The following is a 19,757-nucleotide window of genomic DNA, read 5'->3' on the forward strand; positions in this document are numbered from 1 at the left end:
GTATGCGCCTGAAGCACATTGCCCTCTCCGTCCTCCCCGCCGCCGCCGTCGTGACGGCCATGGCCTGTTATTCGGACCCCGTGTACCCGGGCAATCAGCTCCTGGGCACCTTCCAGTTCGAGGCACGGCTGGACCCGGCGAACACCACCTGCGACGCGGCGATGCCGGAGTTCGCGCAGCTCGACGACGGCGGCGTGTTCCGCTTCGAGGGCACGTTCTCCAAGAACGACGACGGTGGCACCGGCTGGTTCACCGTGCAGGGCTTCGACCGCGAAGCGAAGTACGAGGGGCAGCTTGTCGACTCCGCGCTCCGTGCCACGGCGCCGCGCGCCTCGTGCGGCACCGGCTGCAAGGACTCGCAAATCGAGGAGTCGCTGAAGGTGACCATCTTCAGTGACAGCCAGGCGCGCGTGCTCAACCGGGACTGCAACGCGTTCGACGGAGGCGTCCCCGACGGCAGCCCGCCTGCTCCCACGGAGAACGGCTACGACGTGTCCCTGGCGTGTGGTTCGCTGACAGATGTCTTCCTGCCGGGCTCCTGTACGTGTACTCCCGCGACGTGCAAGACGGCGTACAAGGTGCAGGGAGTGCGGAGGGACTGATGGCGAAGCGAGCGGTGGTGTTGATTTCGGGTGGCCTGGATTCCACGACGTGCGTGGCCATGGCGAAGGCGAAGGGCTTCGAGCCGGTGTGTCTCGCCGTGGCGTACGGACAGCGACACGTGGTGGAGCTGGAGCGGGCGCGGGACGTCGCGAGCGCCATGGGCGTGAAGGACTTCCGGGTGGTGAGCATCGACCTGCGGCAGATTGGCGGCTCGGCGCTCACCGCGGACATCGACGTGCCGAAGGACCGGCCGGCCGATGAGATGAGCCACGGCATCCCCGTGACGTACGTGCCCGCGCGCAACGCGCTGTTCCTCTCGTTGGCGCTGGGGCTCGCGGAGGTGGTGGGCTCCACGGACATCTACATCGGCGTCAACGCGGTGGACTACAGCGGCTATCCGGACTGCCGCCCGGAGTTCATCCGCTCGTTCGAGGCGATGGCGAACCTGGCGACGAAGGCGGGCGTCGAGGGCGCGAGCTTCACGGTCCACGCGCCGCTGTCCGGACTCACGAAGGCGGACATCATCCGCGAAGGCACGCGGCTGGGCGTGGACTACGGGATGACGCACTCCTGCTACGACCCCGATGCACAGGGGCTCGCCTGTGGACGCTGTGACAGCTGTCTGTTGCGCAAGAAGGGCTTCGAGGAAGCGGGAGTCCCGGACCCGACGCGCTACACGGTGGGGGCATGAGCATGACGACGCGGCTGGGGTGGGTGGTGGTGCTGGGGCTGTGTGTGAGCGGCACGGCGCTGGCCCAGGACAGTGGCGCGGCGAAGCCCACGAAGGCCAAGGGCGCGAAGGCGGGTGACATCGCGCCGCTCGTGGATGCGACGACGGTGGTGGAGGACCTGGCGCTGGACCTCCGCTACGCGACGGCGGACAACTTCCTGAAGAAGCAGGTGTATCCGGACACGGCGCGCTGCCTGCTGCTGCCGGAGTCCGCGCGCAAGCTGAAGGCGGCGGCGGACGTGCTGCGGCCCAAGGGCTACCGGCTCAAGGTCTACGACTGCTACCGGCCCCGGGCCGTGCAGTGGGAGATGTGGAAGATCATGCCCGTGCCCGGCTACGTGGCGGACCCTCGCAAGGGCTCCAACCACAACCGGGGTGGGGCGGTGGACCTGACGATGGTGACGCTGGAGGGCAAGGAGGTGGAGATGCCCACCGCCTTCGACACCTTCACGCCAGAGGCGCACCACGGCTATGCCGGTGGCAGCGAGGCGTCGCGCAAACACCGCGAGGTGTTGCGAGAGGCGATGGAAGGCGCGGGCTTCTCGCCCAACCGCATGGAGTGGTGGCACTATGACCTGCCGGACGCGAAGTCCCGGCCGGTGCTGGACGTGCCCTTCGCTCCGGTGAAGTAGCGCGAGAGTCCAAGGCCCCGGCTCCATGATGGAACCGTGATGCAGCCGGGCTCCAACTGCGGCACGCTGGGCTGAATCCGAAGGGAAGGCTCCGCCCGGTGTCCGCGTTGGTCCCACGATGAAGACCGCTCTCTTGCGCTCCCTGTGCGGTGTCCTCCTGTGTCTCGCCACGTCGGCGTGGGCACAGGTGGGCACGGTGGCGGGCTCGGTCCTCCAGGCGCGGAGCCAGCAGCCCCTCGTGGGGGTGAAGGTCTCAGCGACGTCCCCCATGCTCCCGGCGCCGCGCACCGTGCTGACGGACGCGAAGGGCCACTACCAGCTCGCCCAGCTCCCGGCGGGTCTCTACGCGCTGCGCTTCGAGAAGGAGTCCTTCCAGACCGTCACGCGCGCGGACGTGAAGGTGGAGTCGGGCCAGACGCTCACCGTGCAGGTGGAGCTTGCGCCCGTGACGTCGTCCCCGCCCTCCGCCGCGACGAATGGCACGGCGTCCCACGCTTTCGCTCCGCTGGCTCCGTTCGCTCCCCCGCTGCGCCTGGAGTCAGATGGTGTCGCGTGGATGGTCGTCCCCCGGGCCGGGGACATTCGTGACCGGGCTCCACCGTGGGCGCTGCCCCAGCTCTCGGTGCTCGGGCCCGACGGTACGAACCAGAGCCTCTTCGCTCCCGGCAGCAAGCCGCTGCGCGACTCGGACACGCGGGGCCACGGCGTCAATCCGACCATCGACACGGAGGAGGAGCGCATCTCCACGTATACGTTCCAGGTGAGCACGGCTTCGTACGCGCTGACACGAGGCTATCTGGAGCGCGACTCCCTGCCGGCGGAGGAGGCCGTGCGGGTGGAGGACTTCGTCAACAGCTTCGAAGTGGGCGAGGACGGCGACGTGGTGGGCCCGTTCGTCATCCACGTGGAGGGCTTCCCGTCACCCAGTCGCAAGGGCTACCACGTGGTGCGAGTGAGCGTGCGCGCACGCGAGTCCTTCACCGACGTGGGCGTGCAACTGGAGTTCGACCGGAAGGCCGTGGCCCGCTACCGCCTGGTGGGGTACGAGAACCAGTCCGCCACGCCGGAGCCGTTCGACGATGACGCGGAGCCAGAGCCCGTGCCGCTGGCGGCGGGCGCGTCCGTCACCGCCATCTACGAGGTGAAGCTGATAGGGCCCGCCATCGCCTTCGGCACCCTGCGCGTCCTCTATGAAGAGGGCGAGAACACCATGTGGCGCCGCGTGCAGAAGCTGCTGCCCTCCAGCGTCCTGCGCTCGTCCTCCGCGCGCGTCGCCGCCTCCACGCGGCTTGTGTACGTGGCCGCCGCCTTCGCGGAGAAGCTGCGCGGCTCCTACTGGACGCGCACGCTCGACTGGCCGCGGCTGCACGCGCTCTGGCAGGACATCGGGGAGCCGCTGGTGAGCCGTCCGGATGTGGTGGAGTTGGGCGCGTTCATCAAGAAGGCGGGCGCGCTGGACCAACGCAAGGACCGCTTCGGCCCCCCAGGCTCCCTGTCCACCATGGACCCCGACACGGGCCCGGGCCCCGGAAGGTAGCCGCGAGCATGCTCCGCAGGCTGCTGCCCATGCTCGTCGCGCTGCTGCTGGGCCTCGTCGGGCTCGGCTGGGGACTGGGCTACCTCCATCGCATCTTCGCCAACGAGCGGGAAGACGCCCGGCTCTCGCTCGACTCGCGGCGCGAGGCGCTGGAGCAGTACGCGCGCGCGTCGCTGACGCAGTCCCTGCACGACAAGCTGGAGGCCGCGAAGCCCGCCCTTGAGGCCGCGGTGGCGGATCCGCTGGCTCCCGACACCGGCCTCTACCTGCGAGAGCGCGGCACGCAGGTGCTGCCCCGCCTCGCGCTCCACGACACCGGTGACGTCTCGCCGGCCCGCGAGCGGTATGCGCGGCTGCGCGCCGGCACGGAGGTGTCGGAGGACCCGGAAGACCCGTGGGCGGAGCGGCTCGTGAGGACGCGGGCGGTGGAGCTGGCGCTCGCGAGGGGAGACCGTCGCGCCTCCACGGTGGCGTTGATGGCGCTCTTGCAGCATCGCTCTCAATACGTGCTCGCCTCCACGCGAGACGTGCCGGGCCTGCTGGTGGTGCTGGAGTCGCTGGCGGAGCGCGGCGACCCGGTGCCGCAGCTCATGCAGGCGCTGGTGCGGGATGGACTGGCGGACGGCAAGGGTGGCCGGCTGGATGGCCTCCAGCGGCTGCTGTTGTCCCGCCGCTCGCGCTTCACTCCGGTGGACTTCCAGTTCCTGCTCGAGCGGGTGGCCGCGCTCTCCACGAAGGTGGGCGCGCCGGTGGACGACTTCGAGTCACGCGCTCGCGAGCTGACGGCCCGTCCGCTGCCCCTGCCGGCGTCCCTCCCGGGCCCGGCCCTGGTGCGCGCCGGCTGGTACCTGGAGCCGCGCGGTGGCAACCAGGTGCGAGGCGTGGCGGTGGATGCGTCGGAGCTGCTGGAGTCGCTCACGCGCGAGATGCGCGAGCGCGGGTTGCTGGACACCGAGGGCAAGGTGCGGCTGCTCGGGGACGCGGCGGTGCTGTCGCTGGACGCGCTGCCGTTGTCGGTGGCCACGCCCGAGTGGGCCCGGGCCCAGGCCGCGCTGGAGAGCCGCTACCGCTTGAAGACGGGCATGGTGGTGCTGTGCGCGGGGCTGGCCTTGGGCATCGCCGCGCTGGCCTTCCTCGCGCAGCACCGCAAGTACCGCTTCCTGGAGCTGAAGAGCGACTTCGTGGCCACGGTGTCGCACGAGCTGCGCACGCCGCTGGCCTCCATCCGCCTGCTCGCGGAGACCCTCGAGTGGCGGCTCGCCGAAGGCACGGACGCCCGGGACTATCCGGCGCGCATCGTTCGCGAGGCGGATGGGCTGGGCTTCCTGGTGGAGAACCTCCTGTCCTTCAACCGCATCGACAAGGGCCGCTGGGTGCCGAGGCTGGAGCCGGTGCGCCTGGACGAGCTGGTGTCGCTGCTGCGCAGGGACCTGGAAGCCTGGTCGAAAATCCCCGTGGAGCTGGAGGCGGAGGTGGGCGAGTTGGAGCTGCGCGCCGACGCCCAGCTCCTGCGCCTGTTGCTCTCCAACCTCGCGCGCAACGCCTGCGCCTACAACACCCGCGTCCCCGTGCGCCTGCGCGTGGAGGCGCTGCCGGGTGGACGCGTGCGCTTCTCCGACAACGGCGTGGGCATTGCTCCGGGAGACTGGGAGCGCGTCTTCGGCGAGTTCGTCCGCCTGCCCGGGCAGGGGCGCGAAGTCCCCGGCAGTGGCCTGGGGCTCGCGCTGTGTCGCCGCATCATGCGCTTGCACTCCGGTACCCTTCGCGTGGTGGCCTCCAGTTCCGAGGGCACCACCTTCGAACTCTCCTTTCCCCCCAACGCGACGCTATGAACCCCACCCAGCCCACCATCCTGCTCGTGGAGGATGACCCGAACCTGCGGCTCGCGCTGCGCGACAGCCTGGAGCATCAGGGAGGCTACGCCGTGGAAGAGGCGGCCTCCGTGCGCGAGGCCCGCGAGCACCTGGCCCGCGGTGCCTTCCAGCTCATCCTCCTGGACGTCATGTTGCCGGATGGCGACGGCTACACGCTGTGCCGGTCGCTGCGCGAGGAAGGTGTCACCTCGCCGGTGCTGATGCTCACCGCTCGCACGCTGGAGGATGACGTCGTGCGCGGCTTCGAGGCGGGCGCGCAGGACTACCTGGGCAAGCCCTACCGCCTGCGCGAGCTGCTGGCCCGGGTGGGCGCGCTGGTGCGCCGCGCGGGTGGCGGTGCTCCGGCGAAGCAGGTGCGCTTCGGCGGCTATCGGATGGACCTGGACCGCCGCAAGCTGGAGACGCCCGAGGGCGCGAACGTGGAGCTGACGCGCACGGAGTTCGACCTGCTGGCCTTCCTGGTGCGCGAGCGTGAGCGCGTGCTGCGCCGCGATGACATCCTCGACGCGGTGTGGGGCCGTGACATCGTCGTGGACCCGCACACCGTGGACAACTTCGTCTCCAGCCTGAAGAAGAAGCTGGGGTGGAACAGCGCCTCGCGCTTCGCCATCCAGACGGTGCGCGGCGTGGGCTACCGCATGGAAATCGAGGCGCCCTGACGCTCAGCGCAGCGGGTTGTTCGCCATCCGCCGCGACAGGCCTTCCAGCGCGGGGTGGTTGGACTCCCGCGTGCGAGCCCGCATCGACTGGATGAGGGCTCCCGTCTCCGGCGCATCCACGCGCATGAGGGCCTGGGTGAGGGCCTGCTGGACGTCTCCGGTGTAGTTCAGCCAGGCGTTGACCAGGGCCTCGGCGGCCACGCGGCGCACGTCACCTTCCTCGGGAGCGGCCTTCGGCTGGGACGTCTTCCACGCCCAGAAGGAGCCGATGTCGCCCAGCGCCACGGCGAGCCGCCGGGCCTCCGAGGGCGCCGGGGTGCGCGCGAGGGCATCCGCCAGCGCCTGGGCGACCACCAGCCTGCGACACTGGCCCATGGCCTCGCGCACCGTCTCTCCGCGGAAGCCCTCCTGGGGGGACAGCGTGATGAGCAGCGCCGCGGCCTCCGGGGACTCCAGCTTCGCCAGGGCCACCGCCGCCGCGCGGCGCGCGGGCCTCCGCGTCTCCGCGCCTTCCAGCAGGGTCTTCCACAGCGGCAGGAGTCGCGCGTCCCGCAGGTCCCCGGTGGCCTCCACCATGCCCACCTGGAGGGCCAGCTTCGCCGAGTCGCGCGCGGGTTGAGTTGCCAGGCCCGCGTCGAAGACCAGTCGCTCCACCATGGGCCACAGCGCCTGCGCACCCAGTTGTCGGAACAGCGGCGCGGCGGCGGCGAGGGTGCCCCGCTTGCGTGAGTCCATCACCTCCACCTGGGGGATGACCGCTTCCAGGCGCGCGAAGGCCTCGGGCGTCTGCTGCCGCGCGCGGGCGACTTCTTCTCGCAGCTCGCCCAGTCCATCCACAGGGGCCGTCTGGGCGGTGGCGGGCGAGGTGAACAACAGCATCAACAGCGCGGCGCCCAGGCCGGCGGACAGTGCGTGACTCATCGGCCGCTCTCCCACCACTTCGTTGAAGGCACTTCTCGCGCGCTGTTCGTCGCGCAATGAACCTCGCCACCTCCCAGGTGGTAGAGGTCCCAGGTGTCCGTCCAGTGCACCCGGATGCCGTGAGGAGCCAGCGCCTCTTCGAGCTGCACCTTGAAGATGTCCTTCCCGTCGATGACGAGCCCGTGCGGGTCCGGCGCGATGACGAGCGAGCGGGACACCGACAGGAGATTCACCGTCCCGGGTTGCAGCGCCGTCGCGCCGTTCGGCGCGTTCTGGAAGAGGAAGGGCACGCGGACAATCTCATCGTCGGTAAGGCCCGTCGCTTCACGCAGGATGAGCAACTGCTCGTCGATTTCGAGCGCCGCCCGCGCGTTGGCGTCCATCACCCCGGCATGGTTCAACAGCTCCGACACCGTCGCTTCCGCGGGCCGGTCATACGGCCAGCGCATGCCTGTGAAGAGCTTCGCTTCGCCATGTCCCTGGGCCTGGGCGTTCTGCAACATGCGCCGCGCCTGGGCCGGGTCCGCCACCAGCGCAATCCAGCCGCGAGGCGTGTCGGCGGGAAGGAAGCTGAGCGTCTCGTCCACGTGGGCCACGGCGAGCCAGGACGTGTCCAGGTACACCGGGGGCTGCACGGCCTGGGCCTCCAGCATCTTCGTGAAGCTGGGGTCCGGCTGGAAGTCGGGCTCCGAGTCGGGACCCCGGCCGCGCAAGAGCCGCCCCAGGGGATACTTCACGCCGTCCTTCTCGTAGGGCGGGATGACCTCCGTGTTGCCCAGGGAGTTGAGCGTCTGGGATTCGGAGGACATGCCCGTCTGGTATTGCTGCACCGCCGCCTGGTTCCTGCCCCGGAGCCAGTAGACGATGCGGCCCGCCTCTCGGAGCGGGGCCTTGGTCGCGCCCCAGTTCACGTTGGCCGAACGGTAGTTGACCTGGATGACGTGCTGGGCGCCGCCACCCTCGAGCCGGGGCATCGACATGTATGCGGGCTCGAAGTAGTCCTGCGCCCACAGGTCCTCCACCGCGAACTCGGAGAAGGCCGTCGGCTCCCCGGACTCGGCGAGGGCCCTGCCCAAATCGCCACGGAAGCGCGACGAGTCCTCGATATCCAACCGCGACACGTAGACGTTCCGCACCGGCGTCAGATGATGGAACAGCACCACCGGCGCGACGCGCAGGCGCACCGTGTCCTGGAACCGCTCCTGCGGCCGGTCCACGTGGTAGATGGACAGCACCACGTCCGCGTACCCGTCCCACTCCGCCGGGTCCCTCGCGATGTCGTTGGCCTCGATGGCGATGTTCACGCCCTCGCGCAGGTTCTTCGCTGACAGGGGCAGGACGTTGGCGATGCGGAACGAGACGAACTCCCCATCGATTTGCTTGAACAGGCGCACCTTGTCGCTCGCGGGCCCCGTCACGGAGATGCTCCCCACCGCGTAGCCCGGCGCGTCCGCCCAGCGCTCGACGCGCAGCCGCGCCAGGTCCAACAGGTCCTCGTCCCCATTCACCTCCGAGTCCCGCGCGTCGTTGCAGGCCGCCAGCGCGTCATCACTCAGGATGGAGGAGGACATGCTGAAGGCGCAGATCTCCTGGTCATCGTCGATGTTGGCCAGGAAGATGGCGCCCCGGTCGGCGGTCCACGCGTCCTCGCCCGCCTCGTCCTCCGCGTCCACCACGCCATCGCGGTTCACATCCGCGAGCAGATTCACATTCGGCTCGAAGGGCGCGGTGAGCCGGTCCGAGTTCTGGCTCGTGTCGTTGCCCGAGTCGAAGGCGGAGCACCCGCTGAACAGCACCAGCGAGAGCAGCACGCCCAGGGGCACGCAGGAGGTGACGCGCTGTTCGGGAGGTAGGCTCATGAAGGTCCGGGTGGATGGATGACCGGTCCGGTGCCGGGGGGGCACCCACCCATCGTTTGCGTTCATACGACATGCATCCTGGCCTCGGGTTCAAGCAACATCGGGTGCGTCCCGGGGCGGCCTTCGCGAGGCAAGTGATGGTTGACATCGCGTCTGCTTCCGTCGAGGCGACCCCGGGGGAGGGCAGGCGAGCGAGGCTGAACGCGCTGTAACTTCGGGCGCCTCCGCGGGTTCAGTTCCCGCCATGCGCCTTGTGTCCCTCTGCTCCCTGGTGGCCCTGCTGCTCTCATGTGCGAGCAGCCCACACCCTGTCCGAAGTGAGGCGCCGCCAGACTTCGGTCCGGGCGCGGAGGTGCACCTGCTTCAGCGGTGGGCCTTCGGTCCGTCGGAGCGTGACCTGGCCGAGGTCCGCGCGCTGGGCGTGCGGGGCTGGGTGGAGGCGCGACTCGCGCGGCGGGACGCGCCGGTGTCACCGGTGCTGGAAGCGAAGCTCCAGGAGCTGCCCACCCTGACGATGTCGATGACCCAGCTCGTCAGTGACTACCCCGGCAAGAAGGAGCGGGAGCAGGCGCTGCTGGATGGCCGGGAGCTGCTGCCACCCGCGCGTATTGGCCTGGAGCTGTCCGCCGCCAAAGTGCTCCGCGCGGTGGAGGGACCGAATCCACTGGAGGAGGTGCTGGTGGACTTCTGGTTCAACCACTTCAACGTGTCCGCGGACAAAGGAGCGGTGCGGTGGATGGTGACGTCATACGAGCGTGACGCCATTCGCCCGCATGTCCTCGGGCGCTTCAGGGACTTGCTGGGGGCGACGGCGCGCCACCCGGCGATGCTCTTCTATCTCGACAACTGGAGGAGCACGCGCGACGGGATGCCGAGGCCCGCACGGCGAATGGCGAAGCGCGACGTGGCGCCGACGATGGAGGAGGACGGCGACGACGAGGACCCCACTGCGTCTGAGCCGAGGCCGGGCCTCAATGAGAACTACGCGCGGGAGCTGCTGGAGCTGCACACGCTCGGCGTGGACGGAGGCTATTCGCAGCAGGACGTGCGGGAGGTGGCGCGCAGCTTCACGGGCTGGAGCATCCGCCGTCCTCGTCGAGAGCCGGAGTTCTTCTTCCGACGACGCGCGCATGACACGGAGGCCAAGCAGGTCCTCGGACAGGTCATCCCCGCGCGCGGTGGCGAGGCGGATGGAGAGAAGGTGCTGGACCTGCTCGCGCGTCACCCGGCGACCGCGCGGCACCTCGCGACGAAGCTGGCGCGGCGTTTCGTCTCGGACACGCCGCCGCCCGCGTTGGTGGACCGGTTGGCGAAGGTGTTCCTCGACTCGGACGGGGACTTGCCCACGGTGTATCGCGCGCTCATCGACTCGCCGGAGTTCTGGGCTCCCGAGGCACGAGGGGCGAAGGTGAAGACGCCGTTCGAGTTCGTGGTGTCCGCGCTGCGTGCGACGAGGGCGCAAGTGGAGGTGCGTCCCCGGCTGGTGCAGGCGCTGGCGAGGATGGGTGAGCCGCTCTACCGCGCGCCCGCGCCCACGGGCTTTCCGGAAGGGGCGGCGCCGTGGGTGAACAGTGGCGCGCTGGTGGCTCGGCTCAACTTCAGTCTGGATCTGGTGTCGGGGCGGCTTCCCGGAGCGCGTGTGACACTTTCGTCACTCGCCACGCCAGCGACACCCACGGCGGAGGCCTGGGTGGACACATTGGGGCACACGCTGTTGGGGACAGCGCCCTCGGCGGAGACACGGGCCACGGTGCTCGCGGCGCTGTCTCGTCGCACCGAGGCCGCCAGCGCTGAAGGAGAACCAGGCCCCGTCGACGTGCAGCTCATCGCGGGGTTGCTGCTTGGCTCACCCGAGTTTCAACGGCAATAGCGTTGCGCTCGTCAGGCATCTGGCACTGACTTGCTAGATTTGCCTGTATTGCCGTAATTTTCGGCAGGGGCCTGGGTGTCACATGGATTGCCCGGTCCAAATCGAGTCAGGAGCTTCCTTGTGAAGATGTTTCATCCGAGACGGTGCGCCGGAAGTACATCCATCGAGTCGCATGCGGGGTGCCTGGATTCACGCGCTACCTTGCGTGTCGCGGTGATGTCCATCGTGGTGGGGCTGATGGGTTGTCAGGTCGGAGGGAGCGACGAAGAGGTCGCGAGCCTCGAGGAGGCAACCTCCACCGAGGTCCTGCTGGAGCGACACCCGAGAGACCTTCCGGTGGCCAGTGGCTATGTGGATGCACGAGGCGTCGAGCACCACCTGAGCGCCAATGCCCCCACCGGTCGCACCGTGAGGGCGCAGGTGGACTACCCGGGCTGTGAGTTCGACTACGCCGATACCTCCAGGCCGTCCTACCGTGGCTACACCGTCACGGGGAGCAACGGCGTTCGCAGCGTCCGCGTATCATGGTTGCAGCCTGTCCCGGCCGACATCGCGCTGCTGCCGGGTGCGAGTGGCTCCTATGCGCGGACCCGGCTCACCCAGGCCCCGGGATGCGGGACGAACAGTGCGTACACGACGGCTCCGCTGAGCGTCACTTTTCTCGACAGCTACACGGATACCCTCACGGGTCTGGTCGTCAATCGATACGAGGTCTCACACACCTTCCAGGTCAGTGATGTCGACTTCGAGCAATACGCCGGACTCTCATCCACGTTCCGGCTCATGACCGACTGTGGAAGCCTGGGCGCCGTCTTTCCCCAGACGCAAGCAGATGTCTTCTCTCCCCAGTCCTTGCTGGCCGCGGGGGATGATACTTCGCTGGCGGTGCGAAACGACGCCAGTATCTGGGGCGCGGGCTACAGCGGACATGGCAGCCTGGGGAACGACTTCCCTCCGGACCACTCCGCGCAGAATCCGCTGCGAGTATCGGTGTTGAGTTGCATGAAGGCGGTGTCGTCCTCGTATCTGAGCGTGATGGGGCTGCGCTCCGACGGCACGGTCTGGGGATGGGGCAACAACTTCTTTGGCCAGCTCGGCATCGGAACCGAATCCTCTGCCCACTACACTCCCACGCAGGTGCAGAACCTCACCAATGTCCGAATGGTTTCGGCAGGCCCCTTTCATTCCCTTGCGCTGCGCTGGGATGGAACCATCTGGGCTTGGGGGGCGGGTTACTATGGGAAGCTTGGGACTGGAACGGACGACTCCACCAGTGTCCCTGTCCAGGCGACGACCCCCACGGGAATCATCTCGGTGTCGGCGGGAAGCAGGTTCAGCATGGCCTTGAGGTCCGATGGCACCGTCTGGACCTGGGGAATCGATGGCACGACGCCGCAGAACAATCTCCCCGTGCAGAAGCCGGGGCTGAGCGGTGTCAGCTCCATTTCAGCCGGGAATGCTCACTCGCTCGCACTCAAGTCCGATGGCACGCTCTGGGCCTGGGGGAATAACAGCAACGGTGAACTCGGTGATGGCACGACGACCCTCCGGAATACACCCACCATGATTCCAGGCCTCGTCGACATCGTCGCCATGTCAGCGGGATCGCGTCATTCGCTCGCGCTCAAGGCGGATGGCACGGTCTGGGCCTGGGGGTTGAACGACAAGGGGCAGTTGGGGGATGGCACGGTCGTCACGCGGCTCTCACCGGTGCTGGTGGGCGGATTCGAGCGAGGGGTGGCGGTGAAGGCGGGCTTCGACCATTCCCTGGCCATGCGTGCCGATGGTGTTGTCTTCGCCTGGGGCGACAACACGGGTGGACAGGCCGGCAACGGAACGGAGGGCAACCACCACCTCACCCCGATTCTCTCGTCCTTGCGTTGATGGATGCGTGAATCAGCGCGCCTCCCACCCAGCCACCTGACCCGAGGTGGCTGGGACCTCGAGGGATGGCGCTCGTCTGGACCGACCCAGGGGGCGAGTTCCTCGTGAAAGAGGATAGACTTCCAGCCATGGACAGAGTCGCCCTCTTCTTCTGGCTGTGGGTGCTGTTCCTCGCGGTCAACGTGATGTGGGCGCTGGCGCAGGCGGTGGTGGCGAGTGCCTTCGGGGCTCGACCGCTCGCGGTGCGGATTGGTTATGGGCCCCAGTTGGTGGCGTGGCGCATGGCCGGTATTGGCTGGAGCCTGCATCCCATCACCCTGGGCAGCTCCGCGTCGTTCGTGCCGGAGCAAGACGACGCTTCTCCCGAGCCGCCGCTCAAGAGTCGGCTGCTCAAGCTGCCTCCGCCGCTGCACGCCCTGGCCCTGGCCGTCCCCTGGTACGTGCAGATTGGCGTCGCCATGGCGTGCCTGGGCCCCGCGGAGGGCTTCCATCAGTTCACCGAGGGCTTCCCCGCCGTGTTCAACGTCGCCGCGCTGCCGGGCCGCGTGGAGCGCTTCGTCGGGTTGCTGCGAGAGGGCGAACTGGTGCGCGCGTGGGGCATCATGAGCGCCCGGATGGCGGCCCTCAACCTGCTCCCCATTCCCTCGCTGGCGGGGGGCTACTTGATGCTCCTGCCCTGGCGCGACAAGTCCCCGACGTGGGTGCGCCCGGTCGCCGCCGTGTTGCTCGCCGTCTCGCTGGTGTGGGCCGCGTGGGTGGCGTCGCTCTTCGTCCGGGCGATTCTCTGAAGACCCCATCGCACTGGGTCCTCAGGGTGGGTCTGGAGGAAGGGAAGTGGGGGCCCTGACCTCGGGGCCGGGGATTCGGCACGGGCGCTCGTAACTTCCGCCTGGGCCCGGTGTTGTGTCCCTTGAACGGCCCCGCGGAATGGCCAGGGCCTCCTTTCACTCGCCGGAGCCACGCAAGCCCATGAGTCCGCTGCTGTCTCGACGCCTCCTGCTGCGCGCCCTGGGGCTCTCGGGCGTGGGGCTGGCTTTCGCTCCAACGCTGTCGGGCCGCGCGCTGGCCGCCCCGTCCTCGCGGCGCACCCTGGTGACGGTGTTCCTGCGAGGCGGCGTGGATGGACTCTCCCTGGTGCCGCCCGTGGATGACGCGGCCTATCACCGCGCGCGTCCCACGCTGGCGCTGCGCAGGACGGGAGAGGGTGCCGCGCTGGCGCTGTCGGGGCCCTTCGGATTGCATCCCCGGCTGGAGCCCTTGCTGCCCCTGTGGAACGAGGGCCACCTGGCGGTGCTGCACGGGGTGGGCCTGCCCACGCCGGTGCGCTCGCACTTCGACGCGCAGGACTTCGTCGAGTCGGGGACGCCGGGCCGCAAGTCGACGCCCGATGGTTGGCTCAACCGCGCCCTCGGTGTCGAGGAGTCCGCCGCGCCGCTGCGAGCCGTGGCCCTGCAAGCCACGTTGCCCCGCGCGTTGTTCGGTGACGCGGGCGCGCTGGCGATGGGACGGCTGGAGGAGTTCCGCCTCCGCGTGGGCAAGCGAGGCGCCGAGGCGACGCGCGGCTTCGCGGCGCTCTACGCGGGCGCGGTGGACGAAGCGTTGCGCACCACGGGCCAGGGCGCCTTCGACGCGCTCTCCCAACTGGATGCGGAGCACCTGTCGCTACTGCCGCCGACGTCGGGCGTGGAGTATCCGCGCGGCCCGCTGGGCCAGCGACTGGGGGACATCGCGCGGCTCATCCGAGGCGACGTGGGCTTAGAGGTCGCCGCGACGGAGATGGGCGGCTGGGACACGCACGCGGCGCAGGGCGCGGCCACGGGCACCTTCGCCAACCGGTGCGCGGAGCTGGCGGGCGCGCTGTCCGCCTTCGCGCGGGACGTGGGGCCGCTGCTGGAGCGGGTGACAGTAGTCGTGCTGACGGAGTTCGGCCGCACGGTGCGGGAGAACGGCAGCCGGGGGACGGACCACGGCGTGGGCAGCGCGATGCTGGTGCTCGGTGGCGGCGTGAAGGGTGGCCAGGTCCACGGCCGCTTCGAGTCGCTCACCCCGGACCGGCTCCAGGACGGGCGGGACGTGCCCGCGTGGACGGACGTGCGCGCGCCGCTGGCCGAGGTGCTGCGCGCCTGCCGCCCTGGCGTGGACCTGACCCGGGTGTTCCCCGGCTACACGCCCGGCGCGCCGCTGGGACTCTTCGCGTAGCGCGGCTCGAGTTCGTGCAGACTGGAGGGGCCCATGGTCCGGCCTCGTCGCGTGCTCGTCATCCTCGTCTCCATCTTCGCGGTCGCCTACCTCGCCCTGTGCCTGGCGGCCTTCGTGCTCCAGCGCCCGTTGATATACCCGGCGCCCAAGGCCCCCATCCCGCTGCCGGCCGAGCTCGGCTTCCGGCACCTGCCACTGCCAGGAGACACGTTCGTGGACGTGCTCCATCTCCCCGCGCCGCCCGGCGCCCCGACGGTGGTGCACTTCCATGGCAATGGAGAGCAGTTGTTGGGTCAGCTCGACCTGGGCACGGTGCTGAACCAGAACGGGCTGGGCTTCCTGGCCGTCGAGTACCCGGGATATGGCGCGTCGCCCGGACAGCCCACGGAGCAGGGCATCTACGCGGCGGCGGAGGCGGCGCTGGCGATGCTGCGAGCGCGGGGCGTGACGCCGGAGCACACCGTGCTCAGTGGCCGCAGCCTCGGCACGGGCGTGGCGGTGGAGATGGCGCGCCGGGGACACGGCTCGCGCATCATGCTGGTGTCGCCCTACACGTCCCTCACGGAGATGGCGGCGCAGCTCTTTCCCTTCCTCCCCGCGTCCCTGCTGGTGAGGGACCGCTTCGACTCCACGTCGAAGGCGCCGGACATCACCTTGCCGGTGCTCATCATCCACGGAGAGCAGGACACGCTCATCCCGGTGGAGATGGGGCGCAGGCTGGGCGCGCGCTTTCCCAGCGCCACCGTGGAGACGGTGCCCGGGGCGGGCCACAACGACGTGTTGGAGAAGTCAGGCCCCGACCTCGTGCGGCGCATGGCCGTGTTCGCCCTGGGCGGAACCTGAGCAACGCCCCGAGGCGCGTGAGTCCACCGCGCCCCGAGGTGTTTCGTCAGTGGACCTGTGAAGGGGACTCGGTGTCGACGGACACTTCGCGCATCAGCTCCGCGGTCTCCTCCGCCTTGAGCTGCTTCACCAGGTCCGCCTGCGCCACCATGCCGCAGACGGTGCCGTCGTCGTCGAGCACCACCATGCGGCGGACCTGGTTCTGCTCCATCAACTCCAGGCAGTCCTCCAGGCTGGTGTCTCGATACACCGTCGCCGCGGGCATGCTCATCGCATCGCTCACGTTGAGCATGTAGGGGTCCTTCCCCTTCGCGATGATGCGACAGGTGATGTCGCGGTCGGTGATGACGCCGATGGGCTTGTTGTCCACGTCGATGACCGGCAGGGCTCCGCAGTCACACTCCACCATCCACCGCGCGGCCTGCTCGATGCCGGTGTCGGGCAGGCAGGTGACGGGGTTCTCGGACATGACTTCTTCGACGTTCATGGGGCCTCCCGGGGCGAGTGTCTCTCCGCCTCAAGGTGGGCCTCTCCCCGGAAGGCGACAGCGTGAGACCCGGGTGTTCGCCGTTCGGTCGGCCCGGGATGCGGGGGCGCGGTTCGAGGACCGGACAGCGGTGGGGCAAGGGTCCGAGCCGATGAAGGGCCCCGGACCCCTTGGCCCTCAGTCGCGCGGAAGCCGCTGCTCGTATTCGGCTTCCAGGCGGGCGTGCGTGGACCAGAAGCCTCGGGGCGCACGGCCGGAGAGCTGGTCGTCGAGGATGCCCAGGTGGGTGTCCCAACCGCTGGCGACACTGACCCGGTCCGCGCGCGTGGTGAGCCGTCGGTGCGTCAGGACGAGCAGCACCTCGGTGCCGCGCTCGCTCAGTTCGAACGACACCTCGGAGGGTGCGCCCGTCTGCTCGGCCCAGGTGTAGCTCAGCGCGTGGGGTGGCTCGTAGCGGGTGACGTGGCCGAGGTGCCGATGGCCGTCGCGCATGACCTCGTAGCGCTTCGGCAGGGGCTCATGGGAGAGCGTGGAGTGGAGGAAGTGCAGCTCGACGCGGCCTCCCACGCGCGGCTCCAGCTCTCCGGCGGCCAGCCACTTGCCGCGCTTCTCCGAGTCGGTGAGGAACGCCCACACGCGCTCGATGGGCCCGGGCAGCACGCGCTCGATGCGCACCGTCTGGGGCTCCGTGACGATTCCGTACTCAGCCATGGCGGGGCTCCAGCGCATCGGGCGCGGCGAGCGCGCGCGTCAGGGCGGTGAGCATGGCGGCCCAGCCCGCCTGGGTCCGGTCGGCGTACTCAGCCCACTTGGACGACATGACGTGGGTCAGCGTCAGCTCGCAGCCGGTGCCCTGGGGACGAAACTCCAGGCTCACCCGGCTGATGTCCTCCTCCGCCAGGTTGTCCTCCCGGATGGCCCAGGTGAAGACGAGACGGTGGGGGCGGTCGACCTCCAGGTACGTACCGATGTGGTCGATGTCCATATCCCGGCGGCGCACGAGGAAGGAGAACGTGCCGCCCACGCGGGCATCGAGGTGGAGGTGGACGACCTGTTCGTCACGCACGCGCGGGCCGAACATCCACTGGCCCAGGAGCTTCGCGTCGACCCAGGCGTCGAAGACGCGCTCGACGGGTACGTCGAAGTGGCGCACGAGCTGGACCTGGATGGGGGCGTGGGGACTCACCGGGAGCGTCCTTTCTTGCGGGGGGAGGAAGGGGGCGTGGGCGCGTCCTCTCGGAGGAGGGCCTCCAGGACGTCGAGGCGCTCGCTCCAGAAACGCTCGTAGTACTGGAGCCAGTCCTTCACCTCCGAGAGCGGCTTCGCGTCCAGTCGGCAGACGTGCGTGCGGCCCTTCACCTCGCGGCGCACCAGCCCCGCGCGCTCCAGCACCTTGATGTGTTTGGACGCCGCGGCCAGGGACATCCGGAAGGGAGCCGCCAGCTCTCCGACGCTGCGCTCATGTACGGACAGGTTGCGCAGCATCGCCCGGCGCGTCGGGTCCGACAGCGCGTGGAAGGTGTTGTCGAGCTGGGCGAGACGTTGTTCAACCATGAGGTTGAATATAAGTCCGTGCGTGGGACTGTCAACCGACGAAGCCCGTGCCGCCGTGGGCCGGGGAGGCTGGTACGCTCGCCCGCGCCTTTCGTTTCCGGGAGAAGACCTCATGTCCGATGCCTCCCCGCCCGTCATCGGCATCATCGGTGGCAGCGGCCTGTACCAGATTGACGGTTTGAAGGACGTCGCCTGGAAGAAGATGTCCTCTGCCTTTGGCGAGCCCTCCGACGAGTTGTGCTTCGGCACCCTGGAGGGACAGCGCGTGGTCTTCCTGCCGCGCCATGGCCGGGGCCACCGCATCGCCCCGAGCGACATCAACTTCCGGGCGAACGTGGACGCGCTCAAGCGCAGCGGGGTGACGGACCTGCTCTCGCTGTCCGCGGTGGGCAGCCTTCGCGAGGACCTGCCGCCGGGCGTCTTCGTGGTGGTGGACCAGTTCATCGACCGGACCTTCGCGCGGGAGAAGAGCTTCTTCGGCACGGGGCTCGTCGCGCACGTGTCCATGGCGAAGCCGGTGTGTTCGCGGCTGGGGGACGCGGTGATGGCCGCCTGCGAGAACCTGGGCGTGGCCGCGCGGCGGGGCGGCACCTATCTGGCGATGGAGGGACCGCAGTTCTCCTCGCTCGCGGAGAGCCGCCTGTACCGGACGTGGGGCTGTGACGTCATCGGCATGACGAACATGCCGGAGGCGAAGCTCGCCCGGGAGGCGGAGCTTTGTTACGCGACCGTCGCGATGGTGACGGACTTCGACTGCTGGCATCCGGACCATGACGCCGTCACCGTGGACCAGGTGGTCTCCGTGCTCCTGGGCAACGCGGGCAAGGCGCGCGGACTGGTGAAGCAGGTGACGCCGCTGCTCGGTGGACACGAGGGGCCCTGTCGCCAGGGTTGTCAGCGCGCCCTGGACCACGCGGTCATCACCGCGCCCGAGGCTCGGGATGCCGCGCTCGCGCAAAAGCTGTCCGCCGTGGCCGGCCGGGTGTTGAACCGATGAAGGTCCAGGGCAGTCCCATGCGCACCATCTGGTTGGAGCCTGACGGGCAGGCGGTGGGCATCATCGACCAGACACGCCTTCCCCACGCCTTCGTCACCGCGCGGCTGGGCACGCTGGAGGAGGCCGCGCACGCCATCCGTGCGATGCGTGTGCGAGGCGCTCCGCTCATCGGCGCCACCGCCGCGTATGGCGTCTGGCTCGCGCTGCGCGAGGACGCTTCGGATGCGGCGCTGGCGCGGGCCCGCGAGGTCCTGGGCGCGACGCGTCCCACCGCCGTCAATCTGCACTGGGCGCTGGAGCAGATGCGCCAGTTGCTGGAGCCGCTGCCCGTCTCGGAGCGTCCGTCCGCCGCGAAGCAGCGCGCGGCCGAGTTGTGCGACGAGGACGTGGCCATCAACCGCGCCATGGGTGGGCACGGTCTGAAGTTGCTGGAGGCCGCCTGGGAGCGGAAGGGACGCCAGGGGCGGCTGGAGGTGCTCACCCACTGCAACGCGGGGTGGCTGGCGACGGTGGACTGGGGCACGGCGCTGTCACCCATCTACCTGGCGCACGACGCGGGCCTGCCCGTGCATGTCTGGGTGGATGAGACGCGTCCGCGAAACCAGGGCGCGGGGCTGACGGCCTGGGAGCTGGGACAGCACGGTGTCCCGCACACCGTCATCGCCGACAACGTGGGAGGCCACCTGATGCAGCATGGACAGGTGGACTTGTGTCTGGTGGGCACGGACCGCACCACGGCGCACGGAGACGTGGCGAACAAGATTGGCACCTACCTGAAGGCGCTCGCGGCGAAGGACAACGGCGTGCCCTTCTACGTGGCGCTGCCTTCGCCCACCATCGACTGGAGCCTGCGAGACGGGGTGCGGGAGATTCCGATTGAGCAGCGCGACGGCACCGAACTGAGCGATGTCACCGGGCGACTGGCCTCGGGTGAGGTGGCCACGGTGCGGGTGACGCCGGAGGGCAGTGCTTCCGCCAACTACGCCTTCGACGTGACACCGGCGCGGCTGGTGACGGCGCTCATCACCGAGCGAGGCGTGTGCCCCGCCACCGAGGAGGGCCTGCGCTCGCTCTTCCCGGAGCGGGCGGGGAGGGCTTCGTGAGCAGC

Annotated in this window: 19 protein-coding genes; 13 read left to right on the forward strand and 6 right to left on the reverse strand. The window is 69.4% G+C overall.

The genetic code is table 11. The features are described 5' to 3' along the window. The first annotated feature begins 2 nt into the window (after window positions 1-2). From HUA74_RS34085 to HUA74_RS34110, 6 genes are all read left to right on the forward strand, one after another. A complete protein-coding gene (locus HUA74_RS34085) occupies window positions 3-602 on the forward strand; it encodes a hypothetical protein (protein WP_174457897.1) in 600 nt (199 codons plus the stop codon). After that, window positions 602-1,294 (forward strand): 7-cyano-7-deazaguanine synthase QueC, encoded by a 693-nt coding sequence (gene queC / locus HUA74_RS34090; RefSeq protein ID WP_141642965.1) that lies wholly within the window; start codon window positions 602-604, stop codon window positions 1,292-1,294. The genes HUA74_RS34085 and queC overlap by 1 nt, the downstream gene beginning before the upstream one ends. 2 nt (window positions 1,295-1,296) lie before the next feature. Continuing rightward, a complete protein-coding gene (gene ddpX, locus HUA74_RS34095; protein WP_174457984.1) occupies window positions 1,297-1,965 on the forward strand; it encodes a D-alanyl-D-alanine dipeptidase in 669 nt (222 codons plus the stop codon). A gap of 118 nt (window positions 1,966-2,083) precedes the next feature. After that, window positions 2,084-3,502: a von Willebrand factor type A domain-containing protein gene (locus tag HUA74_RS34100; RefSeq protein WP_174457898.1), complete on the forward strand. Its 1,419-nt coding sequence runs from the start codon at window positions 2,084-2,086 to the stop codon at window positions 3,500-3,502. Between the two features lie 8 nt (window positions 3,503-3,510). After that, window positions 3,511-5,334 (forward strand): HAMP domain-containing sensor histidine kinase, encoded by a 1,824-nt coding sequence (locus HUA74_RS34105; protein WP_174457899.1) that lies wholly within the window; start codon window positions 3,511-3,513, stop codon window positions 5,332-5,334. Beyond that, a complete protein-coding gene (locus HUA74_RS34110) occupies window positions 5,331-6,035 on the forward strand; it encodes a response regulator transcription factor (RefSeq protein WP_141642968.1) in 705 nt (234 codons plus the stop codon). Before HUA74_RS34105 ends, HUA74_RS34110 begins: the two co-directional genes overlap by 4 nt. A 3-nt stretch (window positions 6,036-6,038) precedes the next feature. Here the strand turns inward: HUA74_RS34110 and HUA74_RS34115 are convergent, their stop codons facing one another. Both HUA74_RS34115 and HUA74_RS34120 read right to left on the reverse strand, forming a co-directional pair. Beyond that, window positions 6,039-6,956 carry a hypothetical protein gene (locus HUA74_RS34115; protein WP_174457900.1) on the reverse strand — a complete coding sequence of 306 codons (918 nt, stop codon included), beginning with the start codon at window positions 6,954-6,956 and terminating at the stop codon, window positions 6,039-6,041. After that, window positions 6,953-8,815 (reverse strand): protein-arginine deiminase family protein, encoded by a 1,863-nt coding sequence (locus HUA74_RS34120; protein ID WP_174457901.1) that lies wholly within the window; start codon window positions 8,813-8,815, stop codon window positions 6,953-6,955. Before HUA74_RS34120 ends, HUA74_RS34115 begins: the two co-directional genes overlap by 4 nt. Before the next feature lie 271 nt (window positions 8,816-9,086). Here HUA74_RS34120 and HUA74_RS34125 point away from each other — a divergent pair, with 271 nt between their 5' ends. From HUA74_RS34125 to HUA74_RS34145, 5 genes are all read left to right on the forward strand, one after another. Beyond that, window positions 9,087-10,685, forward strand: coding sequence for a DUF1800 domain-containing protein (locus HUA74_RS34125; protein WP_371817350.1), 1,599 nt, complete (start codon window positions 9,087-9,089; stop codon window positions 10,683-10,685). 201 nt (window positions 10,686-10,886) lie between these two features. After that, on the forward strand, window positions 10,887-12,569 hold the full coding sequence (locus tag HUA74_RS34130) for an RCC1 domain-containing protein (protein ID WP_174457903.1): 1,683 nt from the start codon (window positions 10,887-10,889) through the stop codon (window positions 12,567-12,569). 128 nt (window positions 12,570-12,697) lie between these two features. Continuing rightward, the gene (locus tag HUA74_RS34135) at window positions 12,698-13,357 is read left to right on the forward strand and encodes a site-2 protease family protein (RefSeq protein WP_141642973.1); all 660 of its coding nucleotides are present in this window, start codon (window positions 12,698-12,700) and stop codon (window positions 13,355-13,357) included. Window positions 13,358-13,538: 181 nt separating this feature from the next. Continuing rightward, window positions 13,539-14,768, forward strand: a complete 1,230-nt coding sequence (locus HUA74_RS34140) for a DUF1501 domain-containing protein (RefSeq protein WP_174457904.1) — start codon at window positions 13,539-13,541, stop codon at window positions 14,766-14,768. 33 nt (window positions 14,769-14,801) lie between these two features. Continuing rightward, the gene (locus HUA74_RS34145) at window positions 14,802-15,611 is read left to right on the forward strand and encodes an alpha/beta hydrolase (protein WP_141642975.1); all 810 of its coding nucleotides are present in this window, start codon (window positions 14,802-14,804) and stop codon (window positions 15,609-15,611) included. 46 nt (window positions 15,612-15,657) lie between these two features. On the opposite strand, the gene HUA74_RS34150 is transcribed toward HUA74_RS34145, so the two are convergent. The 4 genes from HUA74_RS34150 to HUA74_RS34165 all read right to left on the reverse strand — a co-directional run bounded on the left by HUA74_RS34150 (window position 15,658) and on the right by HUA74_RS34165 (window position 17,652). Continuing rightward, window positions 15,658-16,098, reverse strand: coding sequence for a CBS domain-containing protein (locus HUA74_RS34150; RefSeq protein WP_217439553.1), 441 nt, complete (start codon window positions 16,096-16,098; stop codon window positions 15,658-15,660). 177 nt (window positions 16,099-16,275) lie between these two features. After that, complete coding sequence (locus HUA74_RS34155) at window positions 16,276-16,809, reverse strand: SRPBCC family protein (protein ID WP_174457905.1); 534 nt, start codon at window positions 16,807-16,809, stop codon at window positions 16,276-16,278. Next, complete coding sequence (locus HUA74_RS34160; protein ID WP_174457906.1) at window positions 16,802-17,284, reverse strand: SRPBCC family protein; 483 nt, start codon at window positions 17,282-17,284, stop codon at window positions 16,802-16,804. Before HUA74_RS34160 ends, HUA74_RS34155 begins: the two co-directional genes overlap by 8 nt. Further along, complete coding sequence (locus HUA74_RS34165) at window positions 17,281-17,652, reverse strand: helix-turn-helix transcriptional regulator (protein ID WP_141642978.1); 372 nt, start codon at window positions 17,650-17,652, stop codon at window positions 17,281-17,283. The genes HUA74_RS34160 and HUA74_RS34165 overlap by 4 nt, the downstream gene beginning before the upstream one ends. Before the next feature lie 112 nt (window positions 17,653-17,764). Between HUA74_RS34165 and HUA74_RS34170 the strand changes: the two genes are divergently transcribed. Continuing rightward, window positions 17,765-18,649, forward strand: coding sequence for an S-methyl-5'-thioadenosine phosphorylase (locus HUA74_RS34170; protein WP_174457907.1), 885 nt, complete (start codon window positions 17,765-17,767; stop codon window positions 18,647-18,649). Beyond that, window positions 18,646-19,752 (forward strand): S-methyl-5-thioribose-1-phosphate isomerase, encoded by a 1,107-nt coding sequence (mtnA, locus tag HUA74_RS34175; RefSeq protein ID WP_174457908.1) that lies wholly within the window; start codon window positions 18,646-18,648, stop codon window positions 19,750-19,752. The genes HUA74_RS34170 and mtnA overlap by 4 nt, the downstream gene beginning before the upstream one ends. The last annotated feature ends 5 nt before the right edge of the window (window positions 19,753-19,757 follow it).

It is taken from the genome of Myxococcus sp. CA051A (assembly GCF_013336705.1).
Lineage (GTDB): Bacteria > Myxococcota > Myxococcia > Myxococcales > Myxococcaceae > Myxococcus > Myxococcus llanfairpwllgwyngyllgogerychwyrndrobwllllantysiliogogogochensis.

Excerpts from the sequence above, each read along its gene's own strand:
- HUA74_RS34120 (WP_174457901.1), bottom strand. The coding sequence starts at position 8,815 with ATGAGCCTACCTCCCGAACAGCGCGTCACCTCCTGCGTGCCCCTGGGC.
- HUA74_RS34170 (WP_174457907.1), top strand. The coding sequence starts at position 17,765 with ATGTCCGATGCCTCCCCGCCCGTCATCGGCATCATCGGTGGCAGCGGC.
- mtnA (WP_174457908.1), top strand. The coding sequence starts at position 18,646 with ATGAAGGTCCAGGGCAGTCCCATGCGCACCATCTGGTTGGAGCCTGAC.
- HUA74_RS34115 (WP_174457900.1), bottom strand. The coding sequence starts at position 6,956 with ATGAGTCACGCACTGTCCGCCGGCCTGGGCGCCGCGCTGTTGATGCTG.
- HUA74_RS34110 (WP_141642968.1), top strand. The coding sequence starts at position 5,331 with ATGAACCCCACCCAGCCCACCATCCTGCTCGTGGAGGATGACCCGAAC.
- HUA74_RS34105 (WP_174457899.1), top strand. The coding sequence starts at position 3,511 with ATGCTCCGCAGGCTGCTGCCCATGCTCGTCGCGCTGCTGCTGGGCCTC.
- HUA74_RS34085 (WP_174457897.1), top strand. The coding sequence starts at position 3 with ATGCGCCTGAAGCACATTGCCCTCTCCGTCCTCCCCGCCGCCGCCGTC.
- HUA74_RS34100 (WP_174457898.1), top strand. The coding sequence starts at position 2,084 with ATGAAGACCGCTCTCTTGCGCTCCCTGTGCGGTGTCCTCCTGTGTCTC.
- HUA74_RS34150 (WP_217439553.1), bottom strand. The coding sequence starts at position 16,098 with ATGAACGTCGAAGAAGTCATGTCCGAGAACCCCGTCACCTGCCTGCCC.
- HUA74_RS34165 (WP_141642978.1), bottom strand. The coding sequence starts at position 17,652 with ATGGTTGAACAACGTCTCGCCCAGCTCGACAACACCTTCCACGCGCTG.
- queC (WP_141642965.1), top strand. The coding sequence starts at position 602 with ATGGCGAAGCGAGCGGTGGTGTTGATTTCGGGTGGCCTGGATTCCACG.
- HUA74_RS34155 (WP_174457905.1), bottom strand. The coding sequence starts at position 16,809 with ATGGCTGAGTACGGAATCGTCACGGAGCCCCAGACGGTGCGCATCGAG.
- HUA74_RS34135 (WP_141642973.1), top strand. The coding sequence starts at position 12,698 with ATGGACAGAGTCGCCCTCTTCTTCTGGCTGTGGGTGCTGTTCCTCGCG.
- HUA74_RS34140 (WP_174457904.1), top strand. The coding sequence starts at position 13,539 with ATGAGTCCGCTGCTGTCTCGACGCCTCCTGCTGCGCGCCCTGGGGCTC.
- ddpX (WP_174457984.1), top strand. The coding sequence starts at position 1,297 with ATGACGACGCGGCTGGGGTGGGTGGTGGTGCTGGGGCTGTGTGTGAGC.
- HUA74_RS34145 (WP_141642975.1), top strand. The coding sequence starts at position 14,802 with ATGGTCCGGCCTCGTCGCGTGCTCGTCATCCTCGTCTCCATCTTCGCG.